General features: G+C 65.6%; 16 protein-coding genes and 1 pseudogene. 3 read left to right on the forward strand and 14 right to left on the reverse strand.

The features are described from left to right. Positions 1-635 (forward strand): 5-(carboxyamino)imidazole ribonucleotide synthase (locus tag C2U70_RS02375; protein WP_140976260.1); only part of this gene is annotated, 635 nt, incomplete at its 5' end. A 41-nt stretch (positions 636-676) separates the two neighbouring features. Here C2U70_RS02375 and aqpZ read toward each other — a convergent pair. Beyond that, positions 677-1402, reverse strand: a complete 726-nt coding sequence (gene aqpZ, locus C2U70_RS02380; RefSeq protein WP_140976261.1) for an aquaporin Z — start codon at positions 1400-1402, stop codon at positions 677-679. 262 nt (positions 1403-1664) lie between these two features. Here aqpZ and rpsU point away from each other — a divergent pair, with 262 nt between their 5' ends. Further along, a complete protein-coding gene (rpsU, locus tag C2U70_RS02385) occupies positions 1665-1967 on the forward strand; it encodes a 30S ribosomal protein S21 (protein WP_027525171.1) in 303 nt (100 codons plus the stop codon). 71 nt (positions 1968-2038) lie between these two features. Here rpsU and C2U70_RS02390 read toward each other — a convergent pair whose 3' ends face one another. Beyond that, the gene (locus C2U70_RS02390) at positions 2039-3649 is read right to left on the reverse strand and encodes an amidase (protein ID WP_186294021.1); all 1611 of its coding nucleotides are present in this window, start codon (positions 3647-3649) and stop codon (positions 2039-2041) included. A gap of 69 nt (positions 3650-3718) precedes the next feature. Beyond that, positions 3719-5362, reverse strand: coding sequence for an HD domain-containing phosphohydrolase (locus C2U70_RS02395; protein ID WP_186294022.1), 1644 nt, complete (start codon positions 5360-5362; stop codon positions 3719-3721). Between the two features lie 145 nt (positions 5363-5507). Here C2U70_RS02395 and C2U70_RS02400 point away from each other — a divergent pair, with 145 nt between their 5' ends. Continuing rightward, on the forward strand, positions 5508-6155 hold the full coding sequence (locus C2U70_RS02400) for a tetratricopeptide repeat protein (protein WP_140976264.1): 648 nt from the start codon (positions 5508-5510) through the stop codon (positions 6153-6155). 20 nt (positions 6156-6175) lie between these two features. Here the strand turns inward: C2U70_RS02400 and C2U70_RS02405 are convergent, their stop codons facing one another. From C2U70_RS02405 to C2U70_RS02455, 11 genes and pseudogenes are all read right to left on the reverse strand, one after another. Continuing rightward, on the reverse strand, positions 6176-7090 hold the full coding sequence (locus C2U70_RS02405; protein ID WP_140976265.1) for a hypothetical protein: 915 nt from the start codon (positions 7088-7090) through the stop codon (positions 6176-6178). 92 nt (positions 7091-7182) lie between these two features. Continuing rightward, positions 7183-7467: a cupin domain-containing protein gene (locus C2U70_RS02410; RefSeq protein WP_140976266.1), complete on the reverse strand. Its 285-nt coding sequence runs from the start codon at positions 7465-7467 to the stop codon at positions 7183-7185. 89 nt (positions 7468-7556) lie between these two features. Continuing rightward, positions 7557-8654, reverse strand: a complete 1098-nt coding sequence (locus tag C2U70_RS02415; RefSeq protein ID WP_140976267.1) for a calcium:proton antiporter — start codon at positions 8652-8654, stop codon at positions 7557-7559. A gap of 63 nt (positions 8655-8717) precedes the next feature. Then, on the reverse strand, positions 8718-9518 hold the full coding sequence (locus C2U70_RS02420; RefSeq protein WP_140976268.1) for an alpha/beta hydrolase: 801 nt from the start codon (positions 9516-9518) through the stop codon (positions 8718-8720). An 85-nt stretch (positions 9519-9603) separates the two neighbouring features. Further along, positions 9604-11001, reverse strand: a complete 1398-nt coding sequence (locus C2U70_RS02425) for an NAD(P)(+) transhydrogenase (Re/Si-specific) subunit beta (RefSeq protein ID WP_140976269.1) — start codon at positions 10999-11001, stop codon at positions 9604-9606. Positions 11002-11040: 39 nt separating this feature from the next. Beyond that, positions 11041-11358, reverse strand: a complete 318-nt coding sequence (locus C2U70_RS02430) for a proton-translocating transhydrogenase family protein (RefSeq protein WP_011089862.1) — start codon at positions 11356-11358, stop codon at positions 11041-11043. A gap of 11 nt (positions 11359-11369) precedes the next feature. Next, positions 11370-12497: a Re/Si-specific NAD(P)(+) transhydrogenase subunit alpha gene (locus C2U70_RS02435; protein WP_140976270.1), complete on the reverse strand. Its 1128-nt coding sequence runs from the start codon at positions 12495-12497 to the stop codon at positions 11370-11372. A gap of 138 nt (positions 12498-12635) precedes the next feature. Further along, positions 12636-12788 (reverse strand): aa3-type cytochrome c oxidase subunit IV, encoded by a 153-nt coding sequence (locus C2U70_RS02440; RefSeq protein ID WP_140976271.1) that lies wholly within the window; start codon positions 12786-12788, stop codon positions 12636-12638. Positions 12789-12884: 96 nt separating this feature from the next. After that, a complete protein-coding gene (locus C2U70_RS02445) occupies positions 12885-13271 on the reverse strand; it encodes a type II toxin-antitoxin system death-on-curing family toxin (protein ID WP_140976272.1) in 387 nt (128 codons plus the stop codon). Then, entirely contained in the window at positions 13268-13534 is a 267-nt protein-coding gene (locus C2U70_RS02450) for an AbrB/MazE/SpoVT family DNA-binding domain-containing protein (RefSeq protein WP_140976273.1), read from the reverse strand. The genes C2U70_RS02445 and C2U70_RS02450 overlap by 4 nt, the downstream gene beginning before the upstream one ends. A gap of 68 nt (positions 13535-13602) precedes the next feature. Next, positions 13603-14127: pseudogene (locus C2U70_RS02455) on the reverse strand (cell division protein); the annotation flags it as partial.

Raw genomic sequence — 14127 nt, forward strand, 5'->3', positions numbered from 1 at the left:
CCGAGGGCCAGGCGATCATCCGCGACGGCGATGACATCGCAAAGGTCTGGACCAGCCTCGGCACCAAGTCCGCGATCCTCGAGGCCTTCGTGCCGTTCGAGCGCGAGGTCTCGGTGATCGCTGCGCGCGCCGCCAACGGCCAGGTCGAATGTTTCGACGTCACCGAAAACGAGCACCGCGACCACATCCTGAAAGTCTCCCGGGCGCCGGCACCGATCCCCGACGACCTCGCCGAGGAAGCGCTGCGCATCGCCGGAAAGATCGCAACCGAACTCGACTATGTCGGCGTGCTCGCAGTCGAGATGTTCGTGCTCGGCAACGGCACCGGTCCGAAGGTGCTGGTCAACGAGATCGCGCCGCGCGTGCACAATTCCGGCCACTGGACGCTCGACGGCGCCTCGGTCTCGCAGTTCGAGCAGCACATCCGCGCCATCGCCGGCTGGCCGCTCGGCAAGCCGGTGCGTCACGGCGAGGTCACCATGACCAATCTGATCGGCGACGAGATCAACCGCTACGAAGAATGGCTCACCGTTCCCGGCGCCACCGTCCATATCTATGGCAAGGGCACGCCGCGCCCCGGCCGCAAGATGGGCCACGTCACCGAAGTCATTCGGACTCCGGCGAAATCATCGTAGCCTGACGGGACCGCGCACAGGCGCGCGATCCCGCAGAGCAATCAAGCCGTCTTCACACCCGCAACGACACCGGAAGGTTCTTCGCTGAGCCAGCGATAGATCACGCCGCCGAGCGCACCGCCGATCAGGGGTGCAACCCAGAACAGCCAGAGCTGCGCCACCGCCCAGCCACCGACGAACAGCGCAGGTCCCGTGCTGCGCGCGGGGTTCACCGAGGTGTTGGTGACGGGAATGCTGACGAGATGGATCATGACAAGTGCGAGCCCGATTGCGAGCGGCGCAAATCCGGCCGGCGCGCGGCCATGGGTCGCCCCCATGATGATGAACAGGAACATCATGGTCATCACCACCTCGGTGAGGAAGCAGACCACCATGCCGTACTGGCCGGGCGAGTGCGTGCCGTAGCCGTTGGAGGCAAAGCCCTTGGTCACGTCGAATCCGGGCGCGCCGTTCGCGATCACGTAGAGCAGCGCGGCGGCGACGATCGCACCGACCACCTGCGCGACGACATAGGGCAGGATCTGGCCGGTCGGGAAACGTCCGCCGGCGGCAAGTCCGACCGTGACGGCCGGATTGAGATGGCAACCCGAGATATGACCGATTGCATAGGCCATGGTGACGACGCTCAAGCCGAACGCCAGGGAGACGCCGACCAGGCCGATGCCGACCTGGGGAAAGCCGGCCGCAATGACCGCGCTTCCGCAGCCTGCGAAGGTCAGCCAGAACGTGCCGATAGCCTCGGCGGCATATTTCTTGGTGTTGTCCATGTGGCGTCTCCCCTGATTCCTGGGTTTCCGGATCCATCTCCGGGAACGGCCCCGCCCTTGGCGCCAAATCTCCCAAATCGAGGCTGTTCGGGGGTATTTTCGCCCCATTTAATGGCTGAACTTGGCCCGAAAAACCGCCTGACAGGTGGACATCCCAGGTTTTGTCTGATACATCCGCGCGCTCAAGGTTAAGGGCTTGTGCGTTTCGCCATCCCCTTTGCTTTACCAGAATTCAAATCCGATCCACTGAAGAGGATGCCGCGTGCAGGTTCTCGTTCGCGATAACAATGTCGACCAAGCCCTCAAGGCGCTGAAGAAGAAGATGCAGCGCGAGGGTATTTTCCGCGAGATGAAGCTCCGCGGTCACTACGAAAAGCCCTCCGAGAAGAAGGCCCGCGAAAAGGCCGAAGCCGTGCGCCGCGCACGCAAGCTCGCCCGCAAGAAGCTGCAGCGTGAAGGCCTGCTGCCGATGAAGCCGAAGCCGGTGTTTGGCGCAGGCCCTGGCGGTGAGCGTGGCGCCGGTGGCCGTGGCGGCCCGGGTGCTGGTCCGCGCGGACCGCGCTAAGAATTTCTCCGATCCGTTCGGAATGAGAAACGCGGGCCCTTGGCCCGCGTTTTTGTTTTGGTCGCTGCGCTTCAAACTTTTGGCGTTGCCGGATAGTCCGGCCTCGTCCGCGCCGCCTGCTCGATCGCGCGCATGGCGGCGAGAACCACATCGTCGCGCCAGGGTCGGCCCATCAGTTGAACCGCAACCGGCAAGCCCGCACTGCCGATGTCGGCTTCAGAGGCCGTCTTCTGCACGAGGTCGGAGGACTTGCCACGGCCGAGATCCTCGCCCGCCGCCACGCGCGTCACCGGCACGATTCCGGCGGGATAGCCGAGCACCGGTGCGAGCAGCGAATAGCTTCCGGCGACCGGCATGTTGGCGGATGCACCGTGGCGAACCGCCGGCACCCCGTAGGCCGGCATCAGGACGAGATCGACCGGTCCTCCGGCGACGCCGTCGAGGACAGACGCGAACGCAGCACGATAAGCCGCCTGGTCCTCGACGGCCCGCCAATAGCCGGCCGCCGTGCCATCGGCGAACAAGCGCATATTGCCGCCGAGCCCCTTTTGGCCGATCGCCGTCAGAAGGCGCGCGACCATCATGCGCAGCGCAGGCGGCATGCCCGACAGCCGCAACATCAACGCCGCGCGTGCGTCGAGCTTTCCGCCGCGCGACGTCGCGCGCATGCCGGCGCCGCGATCGGCGGTGATGCAGGCGAGCCAGATCCGCATCGCTTCGGCACATGGCGGAAGCGCGCAAGGCACGATCTGCGCGCCGGCGGCCTTGAGCATGTCGGCGGCTGCACGCAAGCCGCGTTGGATCGCCGGCGACGGCGTCATCACGCCGTCATCGGCCAGCACCGCGACCCGCAAACCCTTGACGTCGATATCCCGGTGGTCGCCGAGCGGCACCACCGCCTGATGGTCGAGACCGTGGCCGCCATTGATCGCCGTAAGCGCCAGCGCGAGATCATCGACGCTGCGCGCGATCGGACCGACCTGGCTGGCAACCGCCTGCTGGCCGAACGGCACGCTGCCGCGGCCGAGATCGGGGCAGCGGCCCGCGGTCGGCCGCAGCGACGCGATCCCGCAGAAGGCCGCGGGGATGCGCACGCTGCCGCCGATATCGGTGCCGAGCCCGAGCGCGGCGCCGCCGGCTGCCACGATTGCGCCCTCGCCGCCACTGCTGCCGCCGCTGGAGCGCTCGACATTCCAGGGATTGTTGGTGCGGCCATAGAGCGGGTTGTCGGTTTCGGTGAAGATCAGGAGCTGCGCCACATTGGTCTTGGCGACGACGATGGCGCCGGCGGCGCGCAGCCGTGCGACATAGGGATCATCGCGCGTGGCGCGCGCCGCGGCGCGGCTGGGAATGCCGAAAGTCGACACCGTGCCGGCGAGGTCGAGACATTCCTTCACCGTCATGGGAACGCCGGCAAGCGGCGGGAGCGCTTCGCCGCGCGCGCGGCGCTGGTCGATGACGTTAGCCTCGGCGCGGGCATCGTCGTAGCGCTTGGCCACGACAGCATTGAGCGCGCCGTTCACGCGCTCGATCCGGGCGATATGCGCCTCCACCGCCTCGCGCGCGGTGATCGTGCCTTGCGCGATCCCGGCTGCGAGCTCATGTGCGGGGAGCGCGCAAGGGTCGGATGGCGCCGGTTCAGCCTGGACCAGGGTCACCCGTTCACGTGAAGCATTGGTCATCGGTTCCTCCCACATCGATCATGCCGGCGATGCTAGAGACCCCTGTGCGTTTCGCCTGAGGAAGATTCCCTATTTTTCGTGCCCGGGAGCAGCGCCCAGGCCGTGCTCCAGCGCGAACAGCGTGGCCCCGCCCCGCGTCTTCACGCCGATCTTGGCGTAGAGGTTTTGCAGATGGTTGTCGGCGGTCTTGGGCGCGACGCCGAGCGATCGGGCGATCTCCTTGATCGACTGTCCGCCAGCGAGCAGCCGCAGCACCTCGATCTCGCGCGGGGTCAATCCCGCGATCTGGGAAAAGCGCGCACGCGTCACCGCATGCCCGGCCGCGGCAAGCACCGAACGCACGGCATCTCCGTCCATTTTGCCGGCCCGCACCGCCTGCTGCAGCGCTTGCGCGGCGGCGGCCGGCGACATCGCCGCGCGGTAGGAGCGCGGCTCGATCATGGATTGGTAGGCCTCGGCCACAGCGAGGATCTTGGCCGCAAGCGGCACCGCATCGCCACGCAAGCCGCGGTGGTAGCCAGAACCATCGCCACGCTCATGATGGCTGCCGACCAGCCGCGCTAGAGGCGCAAACAACGGCAGGCCGTCGAGGATGCGTTCGGCGTGATAGGGATGCAGGCGCACCTTCTCCCATTCGGCCTCGCTCAGCGCGCCCGGCTTGACCAGGATCGCGGTCGCGACACCGGCCTGGCCGAGATCATGGACGAGCCCGGCGCGCGACAGCGCGATCGCATCGCTCTCCGGCAGATTGCATCGCCGCGCGGCTTCGGCCGCGAGCTCCGCCACGGCCCGCGAGTGCCCCGACGTGAAGGGCGACTTGATGTCGACGAAATCGGCCAGTGCCAGCAGCATCTCGTCGATGTCAGCGGCAGCGAGCCGACCGAACGGCTCGGGCTCGAGCGCCAGCACGGCCTGCCAGGACGCGCGCGCCTCGACGGCATGCAGAAGCGCATCCGCATCCATCACGAAACGATCCACGATGCGCGGATCGTAGGCGCTGCCCCGCCGCCGGCGCAGCGTCGCAAGACAGCGATCGCGGCCATAGGCGTCGTCCAGCGTGAGCGCGTCCTGCACCAGGGCGACGATGCGCACCGCCGGCGAGATCGCCTCGCCCTTCACACCGTGCGGGATACCCTTGCCGTCCCAGCGCGCATAGAGCTGGCCGAGATTGCGCACGATGCGCGGCTTGAAGCCGAGCCGCGTGCCAAAACGCTCCGCGACCTCGCAATGACCGGTGAGGACGTCGGTGCTGACGGCCTTGCTCTGTGCCAGCGAGCCGACGATGCGCCAAAGCCGCTGCGGCATCGGCGCATCCGCATTGGCCTGCGCGATCAGCCGCAACAGCACGGGGCCGAGCTCGGCCGGCGAGGCCAGATCGATCGGCGCCAGCGCCCGGCGCAGCGCGATCTCGTCGCCGAACAGTGCCGCCAGCGCATAGGTCTCGGCGTTGCAGCCGACATAGCGCATCAGGGCGAGATAGAAGACGTCCCGCACATCCTCCGCGTCCATGCCGAGCGCGCGGGCGAGATCGACACCGAGCACACAGGAACGTAACGCGAAATCGACCGGCTGCCCCATCGCAAGCTCGGTTGCGCGCGACAAGGCAACCACGATCTCCGCCTGACGAATGCCGGCGTCCGTCTCCGCGCGCGCGCCTGTCGTTGGAGCAATCAGCGGGGTTTCCTCCCGGTACGACCGGTGCGATGGGATCATTCGACTTGACCGCCGACAAGGGGGCAAATTCTGAAATCGCCGCTGGCGCAAGCCGATTTGGGTGCAGGCGCAAAGATTTAGGCGATGCATTTTCGGCCCGGCCAAGCTACCACTGCGGTTCGGCCGAACCCAAACATTGCCCTGCATGACGAATTCGCATTCTGCGGCTGCACTCCGAACCCGGCATTGCCTGCGCCTCCTTGCGCCGGCGCTGCTGCTGGCCGCCGTGCTCTCCGGCTGCTCGTTCGACCTGGGCTCGCTGATGCCGGAGAAAGAGAAGCCGCAGGAGGCGCCAAAGGCCGCTACCGCGACCGAAACTCCCGTCAGCCCCGCCAGCGTCACCGAGGCCCAGACGCTCACCGCGCGCGGCCAGACGTTGGCAAAATCCGGACAGACCGCGGAAGCGCTCGAAACGTTCAATCGCGCCGTCGCGCTCGATCCCTACAACGCGCAGGCGCTCTATGGCCGCGCGCTGATCTACCAGGCCAGTAACCAGCACGAATTCGCGATCGCGGATTTCAGCGCCGCGAGCGGCCTCAATCCGCAGAAGGCTGAGCCGCTGCTCGGCCGCGCCAACAGCTATCTCGCGATCGGCAAGGTCAAGGAAGCCGCCTTAGACCTGGACGAGGCCTCGGAGGCCGATCCTCACAATGCCCAGGTCTGGACCGCGCGGGGCCTCGCCTATGAACGCCTGGGCGACAAGGCCAAGGCGGCGGCGTCCTACACCAAGGCCGTCGGCTTACGCCCACGCGATGACGCCGCACGCAGCGGGCTTGCCCGCGTCGGCGGCTGACAGCCCAATCGGGGAATCGCTTAGTTCGGGGTGATGTTCTTCGGCAGGACCGAGTGGAACATCGACTTCATGCCGGACAGCATCTCGTCGGCCACATTGGTCTTGGGCTTGGGCGCAGGCATGGAGCCGGTCGCATCGGCCCGCAGGTCGAGCGGCGGCGCCAGCACCGGCACCGGAATATCGGCCGGCGGCGTCAGCCGGTTCGCATCCTCATTGCCGACCGACGCCGTGTAGGGCGGGTTGGCCGGCGACGAGGTGTAGGTCTCGGTGGGCGGCGTCGACACCGTGATCGGCGGCGGCAGCGGGCGGACGGCCTGCGGGGCTGTCGTCACGACGCGCGGAGTTTCTGGCGCATGCGCGGTGTCCTGCGAGGCCGCTTCAGGCGCCTTCTCGACAGACTTGGCCTCGGGCGATTTGCGCAGGCGCTCGATCGCGGCGCGCGCGAGGTCGTTGGCGTCCTGGTTGGCGGGCGCGGCAGCGGCGGCGTTGGCCTCGACTGCGGGAGCGGCAGCAGGCGCGGCAACGACCGGCGCGGGGTTGGCCTTGGCGACCGATTTGGGGGTGGGCTGGCGGCCACGGGACGCGGCCGCCGTTTCCGGGGGCGCAACATCCGCAGCCTTCGACTCGGAAGGCTTGGTCTCGGCCGGCTGATCCCCCGCCTTTTCCACAGGCTTGTCGGCAGCAGCCTTCTCGGCCGCCGGCTTGTCCGTAACCGACTTCTCGGAGATGCCCTTGGCCTTGATTCCGGGGGCCGGCAGGTTGGCGACGTCGCCCGGCTTGCCGTCCTTCTTGGTGTGGGCGGGGGCCACCGCTGCGGCAGGGGTATCGGGCGCCGGTCTTGCGTTGATATAGTGATTAACGATGTAAGCCCCGATGATCGTTGCGAGCACCGAGGGGAAGATATCCATCGAAATCTTAGTCAGGTATTTCAGCATTCCGGCCACCACTCCCCGCGCGATCTGATGCGGGAACTTTGAGGCATAGTGAGGGATCAACTGCGACGGATCGATGGCAATTGTTGCCGACCTTACGGCTTTAGCTCGATCTCAAGGAATACGATCTCGGTTGAGGTTTCGTTAAGTACGTCGTGTTCCACGCCCGCCTTGCGAAAATAGGACTTTCCGGCCGCAAGCTGCGCCTTGGAGCGTTCGCCATTGGGCGCCACGATCGTCATGGTCCCGGCCACGACGGGAACGATCACATAGTCCATCCCGTGGGTGTGATGGCCGGTCGCGCTGCCCGGCGCCAACCGCCACTCGGTGACCCGGACCTCGTCATTGTCGACCTGAACTTCAGATTTGGCGGCAAGCATCGTTCACTCCCTGGGGCATGATCCGGAAAAGTGTGCAGCGGTTTTCCGGAAAGATCATGCCCAAACAATAACCTGAAGCGCGGCGCGCTTCAGGGCACGAAGACCATGAACACGTAGACGGCAAATACCACCAGATGGACCAGCCCGAACAGGACATTGGTCCGGCCGGTGCCGAAGGTCAGCATGCTCAGGAGGAATGTCAGGACCAGCAGCGCGGTGTTTTGCGGGTTGAGGCCCAGCACCAGCGGCTGGTCCAGCATGTAGGTTGCGATCCCGACCGCCGGGATGGTCAGGCCGATGGTGGCCAGCGAGGAGCCCAGCGCCAGGTTGATGCTCTTCTGCAGGTCGTTCTTCCGCGCGGCCGCGATGGCCGAGACGCCTTCGGGCATCAGGATCAGGAGCGCAACCACGAGGCCGGCAAAGGCCGGCGGCGCGCCGATCATGGCCGCGACGGCATCGACCACCAGCGAGAACTTCTTGGCGAGCAGGACCACAGCCCCAAGCGAGATCAGCAGCAGCGCGATGCTCAACGCCAGGATCCTGCCCGACAGATGGGCCGCGCCGCCCTCGCCGTCCCCCGTGTCGCTCACGAAATAGTCGCGGTGCAGCACCGTCTGGGTGTAGAGGAACACGCCGTAGAGCACGATGGTCACGAGGTCGACGAAGCCGAGCTGGAGCGCCGAAAAGACCGGTCCCGGCGTCGTCAGCGTGTAGTTCGGCATGATCAGCGTCATGGTCGCCAGCACGAACAGGACGCTGAGATAGACGTTGGCGCCGGAGACCTGAAAGCCCTGCTCACGGTAACGAAGACCGCCGATCAGGACGCAGAGGCCGACAAGGCCGTTGCAGACGATCATCACCACTGCGAACACGGTGTCGCGCGCGAGCTCCGGTGCCGGCTTGTCGCCCAGCATGATCGTTGTGATCAGCGCGACCTCGATGATGGTCACTGCGAGCGTCAACAGCAGCGTCCCGTAGGGCTCGCCGATCCGCTCCGCGATCACCTCGGAGTGATGCACCGCCGCGAACACCGTGCCGAACAGGATCACCAGCAGGACGGCCGCGAACACGATCCCGCCAACCGACACGGTGAAGCCGTAGCCCGTCGCCGAGACGATCAGGAACAAGAGCACGGCGAGTGCGGGGAAGATCCAGGACGACCGCGGCATCGGTCCATGTGCGCTCATATCGGCAATTTCCTTCGAACGGGTCGAGCCGATTATGCGCGAGAAGATCGCGCCCGTCAGCCCTCAGCCGCCACCGATGAACCGCCGCGCCGTCTCGATGGCGCCGAAGGTGTCGAGATCGTTGTGTCCGCCCCGGTCGATCCGGACGAATCGTTTCGGCTCGCGGGCGAGCGTGAACAGACGTTCGCCGAACGCGATCGGAATGGTCTGGTCCTGTGCGCCATGCATGATCAGGAGTGGCGCCGTGACATGTGCGATGCGCTCGTCCGAGTGAAGGCGGTCGCGCATCAGGAGGCGGACGGGAACGAACCGGAAATGCGAGGCGGCGACGTCGGCGAGCGACGTATAGGGCGCCTCGAGAACGATCCGTCCAATCGTATGCTCGGACGCGACAGCGATCGCAACACCAGTTCCGAGCGAGAACCCCCAGAGAACGATGCGCTGAGGGTCGTAACGCGCCGCTGCAAATGCATAGGCAGCCGCGCCGTCACGCAGCAGGCCGTCTTCGCTGGGCGCGCCGCTCGAGCCTGCATAGCCGCGATAGGACAGCGCGACGAGCCCCGTGCCGTCAGCAATGATGCGCCTAAACCGGCCGGAAAGCCCGGCCAGCGAATCGCCGTTGCCGTGGAAGAACAGGATCACGGGACGGCCGGGTTTTGGCGGCACATGCCAGACGATGACCTTCTCGCCATCAGACGTGGTCAGCACATGCTCTTCGGCCCCGGACAAGCCCGCGGCGGCGGGCGCCGTGCGCTCGGCAGTCGGGATCGGAAACAGCATGGCGCGCTGTTTGACATAAAGCAGGAGAAGGCCGGCGAGATAGCCGGCCGCGAGAATGATCGCGATCCATTTCATGACCGTCATGATTGCCGGTCGTCCCGTTCACGCGACAAAGCGGGCGGCGCCAAACTGCGCGTGCCCGCTTTGCGTAGCTGAAGACTTGTGACGGTTACATCGCCTTGACGATGTTCTCAGTGACCTTCTTGGCGTCGCCGAGCAGCATCATGGTGTTGTCGCGGTAGAACAGGGGATTGTCGATACCGGCGTAACCCGAGGCCAGCGAGCGCTTGATGAACATCACGGTGCCGGCCTTCCAGACCTGGAGCACGGGCATGCCGTAGATCGGCGAGGTCTTGTCCTCCTCGGCGGCCGGGTTGGTGACGTCGTTGGCGCCGATCACGAAGGCGATGTCTGCCTGCGCGAATTCGGAGTTGATGTCCTCGAGCTCGAACACCTCATCATAGGGCACGTTGGCTTCGGCCAGCAGCACGTTCATGTGGCCGGGCATGCGGCCGGCGACCGGGTGGATGGCGTACTTCACCTCGACGCCTTCCTTCTTCAGCATGTCGGCCATTTCGCGCAGCGCGTGCTGGGCCTGCGCCACCGCCATGCCGTAGCCGGGCACGATGATGACCTTGGAGGCGTTCTTCATGATGAAGGCCGCATCGTCGGCCGAGCCGAGCTTGGCCGGCTTCTGCTCGCCCGTGCCACCGCCCGCGGCGGCGGTCTCACCGCCGAAGCCGCCGAGGATGACCGAGATGAAGGACCGATTCATCGCATGGCACATGATGTAGGACAGGATCGCGCCCGACGAACCCACCAGCGCGCCGGTGATGATCAGCGCGGAGTTGCCGAGCGTGAAGCCGATGCCGGCGGCCGCCCAACCCGAATAGGAGTTGAGCATCGAGATCACGACCGGCATGTCGGCGCCGCCGATCGGGATGATCATGAGCACGCCGAGCGCCAGCGCCAGGATCACGATCATCCAGAAGTCGAAGGCGCTGCCGGAGATGACGAGCCCGACGATGAAGAACACCAGCGCGGCGGCGATCGCGATGTTGATGATGTGGCGGAACGGCAAAATGATCGGCGCACCGCTCATCCGCGCGGACAACTTCAGGAACGCGATCACGGAGCCGGTGAAGGTCAACGCGCCGATGGCGACGCCGAGCGACATTTCAACGAGGCTCTGCGCGTGGATGTGGCCGGGCGTGCCGATGTCGAAGGCTTCGGGCGCGTAGAACGCGCCGGCGGCGACCAGCACCGCGGCCATGCCGACCAGCGAGTGGAAGGCGGCGACCAGTTCCGGCATCGAGGTCATCGGCACGCGGCGCGCGATGACCGCGCCGACCGCCGCACCGATCGCGATGCCGACGATGACGAGCACCCAGGCCAGACCGTCGGCCGGCGGATGGTTGGCAAGCGTGGTCGCGACCGCGATCGCCATGCCGATCATGCCGAACAAATTGCCCTGGCGCGAGGAGGCCGGGCTCGACAATCCCCGCAGCGACAGGATGAACAGCACCCCCGCCACGAGATACAACAATGCAGAGAGATTGGCGTTCATCTCAGGTCCCCATCTGTCCCGTCAGCCCGAGGTGGCCGCTTACTTCGACTTCTTCTTGTACATCGCCAGCATGCGCTGGGTGACAAGGAAGCCGCCAAAAATGTTCACGCAGGCGAAGATCAGCGCGACGAAGCCGAAGGCGCGTGCCCAGCCCGATCCGCTCGAGACGTTCGCGACGCCGCCGGCGAGCAGCGCGCCGACCACGATCACCGAGGAGATCGCGTTGGTCACCGACATCAGCGGCGTGTGCAGCGCGGGGGTCACCGACCACACCACGAAATAGCCGACGAAAACGGCAAGCACGAAAATCGACAGCCGAAACACGAAGGGATCGACGACCTGTGCAGCATGCTCCATGACGGATCTCCTTACGCTTTGGGCTGGAAGTTCGGATGGACGACGGCGCCGTCCCTGGTGAGCGCGGTCGCCTTCACGAGCTCATCGTCCCAGTTGACGGCGAGCTTCTTCTCTTTCTTGTCGACCAGGGTCTCGATGAAGGAGAACAAATTGCGCGCGTAGAGGCTGGAAGCGGACGCCGCGACGCGGCCGGCGACATTGGTGTAGCCGACGATCTTGATACCGTCGGTCTCGACGACTTCGCCCGGCTTCGCGCCCTCGACATTGCCGCCGCGCTCGACGGCGAGATCGACCAGCACCGAGCCGGGCTTCATCGACTTGACCATCTCGGCCGACACGAGCTTCGGCGCGGGCCGGCCCGGGATCAGCGCTGTGGTGATCACGATGTCCTGCTTCTTGATGTGCTCGGCGGTGAGCGCGGCCTGCTTGGCCTGGTACTCCTTGGACATTTCCTTGGCGTAGCCGCCGGCGGTCTGCGCGTTCTTGAACTCCTCGTCCTCGACGGCGAGGAATTTTGCGCCGAGCGATTCCACCTGCTCCTTGGTGGCCGGACGCACGTCGGTCGCGGTGACGATGGCGCCGAGACGGCGTGCGGTCGCAATCGCCTGGAGGCCGGCAACGCCGACGCCCATCACGAACACTTTTGCGGCGGGAACGGTGCCGGCGGCCGTCATCATCATCGGGAACGCGCGGCCAAAGGCCTCGGCGCCCTCGATCACGGCGCGGTAGCCGGCGAGGTTGGCCTGCGAGGACAGCACGTCCATCACCTGAGCGCGCGTGATGCGCGGCATCAGCTCCATCGCGAAGGCGGAGACGCCGGCATCGGCCATCGCCTTGAGGGCGGCGTCGTTGCCGTAAGGGTCCATGATCGCGATGACCAGCGCGCCGCGCTTGTATTGGCTGAGCTCGGAGGCCTCGGGACGCTTCACCTTGATGATGATGTCGGCATCCTTGAGCGCATCCGCGCTGACGGTCGCGCCAACGGCCGTGAACTCGGAATCCGGCAGGCCCGACTTGATGCCGGCACCCGGCTCAATCGCGATCTCGGCGCCCAGCGCCTTGAACTTCTTCACCGTATCCGGTGAAACGGCAACCCTCGGTTCCGACGGGTCGATTTCCTTGGCAACGGCAATCTTCATGAGGCCTCCGGCGACGCGGGACAGCGCACGCAAGCGAACTTAGCGTTACTCCCGCAACGTTGGATACCGGTTTTGCGACCGGCTTGGATGCAAATTTTCAAAGCAGCCGCCGGCGCTGGCGGGTGCAGCCGACGTCGATCAGGTCAGGAAGATCGCCATCAGGATGACGATGAGAGCGACCGAGGCCGAGCCCCACTTCACCAGCTTGATGAAGCCCTCATAGGTCTGCTCATGCGCAACGTAGTCGTTGCCGTCGGCGGTGCTGTACGCCACTTCGTTATGGTTGGCCATGTCTCGTCCCCAGTCGAAAGTCTAATCCTCGCGTGCCTTACCGCAAACAATTCGGCAGGGCAACGGCGCAACTGCCCAGTTTTCCCGCAAATGGGGTCATTTGGAATCCCAATTGTCGCGGATCCAGCGGGTCAGGCTCTGCTCGCTGACTTCGCCGGCAGCGAGGGACAGGATGATGGCCGCCGCGTCTGCCTCGGGAGCGACAAAGTCGACGCCGTTCACGCCGAGAAAGGTGTAGAGCGCAAGCAGCGATGTCCGCTTGTTGCCGTCAATGAACGGATGGTTGCGCGCGATCCCGTATGCATAAGCCGCGGCCAGCTCCGCGAGATCGGCATTCTCGTAGGACCATTTGTTTTTCGGCCGATCGAGCGCGGATTCGAGCATGCCGTCGTCGCGCAGACCGCTTGCGCCGCCGTGGATCGCGAGCTGCTCGTCGTGGATTGCAATGATGATCCGCCGGGTGAGCCAGACGGGCTCGCTCATTTTGCAAGCTCGGCGAGCGCGTTGTGATAACGCTTCATGCCGCGCCGTGCGACTTCCATTGCCTTTTCGAAGTCGGGATCATGGGGCGTCAGAACGAAACCGCCGCCGGGCTGCTCGACGGGAAACAGCTTGTCGCCCTCTTTGAGATTCAGGCGGGCGACCATTTCCTTCGGCAGGATGAGACCGATCGAATTGCCGATCTTCCGCACCTGAAGCACCGTCGACTCGCTTTTCAGATCCCTGGGCTTCGCGCTCTCGTTCATAATGCACCTCGTTATACAAGTGTATAACACGGGATTGCGATCCGTTCAACAAATGTTTTACACCCGCCCTACCCCTGATCCGGCCCAAGGTCTGGCCCGACCGTGATCGTGGGAGGCTGGACGACCTCCCACCCGAGCGCCTGGCGCACGTCGTCGACCGCTCTCTCGCCCGGTTGGGTGAACCGGGCTGTCCGCGGATCGGTACCGGGGCCGACCGCCACCGGGTGCTCGCCGGACAGAAATCCGTGGGTGATGTGGAAACCGAGCGCGCGATAGACCTCGAACTGCTCCTCCGAGAAGAACTGATCGCCGGTGGTCTCGTGCGGGAAGCGGTCGTAGCGCCGCGCATAATCGCGAATGTAGTCGTTCTCGTCGCCGGTGAGCGAGGACTTGATGTAGACGAGGTAGCCGCTGTCGCCGCTGCCGTAGTCGATGGTGCCGATGGCGACATGCACGTGATCCTTCGGCTCGTCGTCGTGGTCCGTCGATACAGCCGGCTGATCGGCGTTGCGCTTCATCAAGACGCGCGTGCGATCGGCAACCGGCGTCCAGGGCAGATCGATCTCGGTGTCCGGATCGATCTGCCCTGGACG

The organism is Bradyrhizobium guangdongense, assembly GCF_006483445.1.
In the GTDB taxonomy this organism is placed as follows: domain Bacteria; phylum Pseudomonadota; class Alphaproteobacteria; order Rhizobiales; family Xanthobacteraceae; genus Bradyrhizobium; species Bradyrhizobium guangdongense_A.

What these genes read in the sequence shown, in the direction of transcription:
- C2U70_RS02430 (WP_011089862.1), bottom strand. Translation starts at nt 11,358, where the DNA reads ATGGAGCATGCTGCACAGGTCGTCGATCCCTTCGTGTTTCGGCTGTCG.
- C2U70_RS02395 (WP_186294022.1), bottom strand. Translation starts at nt 5,362, where the DNA reads ATGATCCCATCGCACCGGTCGTACCGGGAGGAAACCCCGCTGATTGCT.
- C2U70_RS02445 (WP_140976272.1), bottom strand. Translation starts at nt 13,271, where the DNA reads ATGAGCGAGCCCGTCTGGCTCACCCGGCGGATCATCATTGCAATCCAC.
- C2U70_RS02415 (WP_140976267.1), bottom strand. Translation starts at nt 8,654, where the DNA reads ATGAGCGCACATGGACCGATGCCGCGGTCGTCCTGGATCTTCCCCGCA.
- aqpZ (WP_140976261.1), bottom strand. Translation starts at nt 1,402, where the DNA reads ATGGACAACACCAAGAAATATGCCGCCGAGGCTATCGGCACGTTCTGG.
- C2U70_RS02410 (WP_140976266.1), bottom strand. Translation starts at nt 7,467, where the DNA reads ATGCTTGCCGCCAAATCTGAAGTTCAGGTCGACAATGACGAGGTCCGG.
- C2U70_RS02420 (WP_140976268.1), bottom strand. Translation starts at nt 9,518, where the DNA reads ATGACGGTCATGAAATGGATCGCGATCATTCTCGCGGCCGGCTATCTC.
- C2U70_RS02400 (WP_140976264.1), top strand. Translation starts at nt 5,508, where the DNA reads ATGACGAATTCGCATTCTGCGGCTGCACTCCGAACCCGGCATTGCCTG.
- C2U70_RS02440 (WP_140976271.1), bottom strand. Translation starts at nt 12,788, where the DNA reads ATGGCCAACCATAACGAAGTGGCGTACAGCACCGCCGACGGCAACGAC.
- C2U70_RS02390 (WP_186294021.1), bottom strand. Translation starts at nt 3,649, where the DNA reads ATGACCAATGCTTCACGTGAACGGGTGACCCTGGTCCAGGCTGAACCG.
- C2U70_RS02435 (WP_140976270.1), bottom strand. Translation starts at nt 12,497, where the DNA reads ATGAAGATTGCCGTTGCCAAGGAAATCGACCCGTCGGAACCGAGGGTT.
- C2U70_RS02405 (WP_140976265.1), bottom strand. Translation starts at nt 7,090, where the DNA reads ATGCTGAAATACCTGACTAAGATTTCGATGGATATCTTCCCCTCGGTG.
- C2U70_RS02425 (WP_140976269.1), bottom strand. Translation starts at nt 11,001, where the DNA reads ATGAACGCCAATCTCTCTGCATTGTTGTATCTCGTGGCGGGGGTGCTG.
- C2U70_RS02450 (WP_140976273.1), bottom strand. Translation starts at nt 13,534, where the DNA reads ATGAACGAGAGCGCGAAGCCCAGGGATCTGAAAAGCGAGTCGACGGTG.